General features: G+C 71.6%; 1 protein-coding gene. It reads left to right on the top strand.

Features of this window, described 5'->3' with window-relative positions; genetic code table 11:
* A partial coding sequence (locus BY998_RS24600) for a hypothetical protein (protein WP_210205520.1) occupies positions 1–1,097 on the top strand: 1,097 nt, incomplete at both ends.

Genomic DNA, 1,097 nt, shown 5'->3' on the forward strand with positions numbered 1-1,097 from the left:
CCGGCACCCTGGCCGCGCTCAACGCCTACCTCGCTTCCGCCGCAGCACCCGTCTTCACGCCGGCCCTGAACGCCAACGGACCCGTCACGCTGACGATGTTGACGAGCGACGGCGGCAACACCGGCACGGGCGGTGCGCTGACGGATACCGACACCGCAACCATCACCGTTGTGCCGGTCAACGACGCGCCGGTGCTCGACCTCGACGCCTCGGGCGCAGGCACCGGCTTCTCGGCGACCTACACCGAGAACGGCGCGGGCGTGCCGGTCGCCGACACCGACGTGCTGATCCAGGATGTCGACAACACCACGCTGGCCTCGGCCACGCTGATCATCACCAACGGTCAGGCTGGGGATGTGCTCACCGCTGCGGGCGTGCCGGCCGGGATCAGCGCGAGCTACGACGCGACACGCTTCACCCTGACGCTGAGCGGCCCGGCCACGCTGGCGAGCTACCAGTCGGCTCTGGCGGCGGTGCGGTTCGCCTCGACCTCGGACAACCCCGCGACGGCCCCGCGCCTGATTGCGGTGAGCGTGAGCGACGGGACGCTGAGCTCGAACGTGGCGGTGGCGAGCGTCAACGTGGTGGCGGTCAACGACGCGCCGGTGAACACGCTGCCGGCGACGTTCGCCGCCAGCGAGGACTCGCCGCTGACGCTGACCGGCCTGTCGGTCGCCGACGTCGATGCCGGCACGGGTGCCGTCAGCGTCACGCTCGGCGTCAGCAGCGGCAGCCTGAGTGCGGCGGCTGCAGGCGGCGTGACCGTCACCGGCTCCGGCACGGCGAGCCTCATCCTCGGCGGCAGCGTCGCGGCGATCAACGCCTACCTCGCCTCCGCCTCGGCCCCCGTCTTCACCGCGGTCGCGGACGCCAACGGTCCCGTCACGCTCACGATGCTGACGAATGACGGCGGCAACACCGGCACCGGCACGCCGCTGACCGACACGGATGCGAGCACGATCGTCATCGCGCCGGTGGTCGACATCGCCGCCGACACCGCCACCACCAGCGAGGACGTGCCCGTCACCCTCGCGGTTCTGGCCAACGACAGCTTCGAGAACCCCGCCCGCGCCATCACCGCGATCAACGGCAGCCCG

The sequence above is a fragment of the Methylobacterium sp. B4 genome (assembly GCF_003201865.1).
GTDB lineage: Bacteria > Pseudomonadota > Alphaproteobacteria > Rhizobiales > Beijerinckiaceae > Methylobacterium.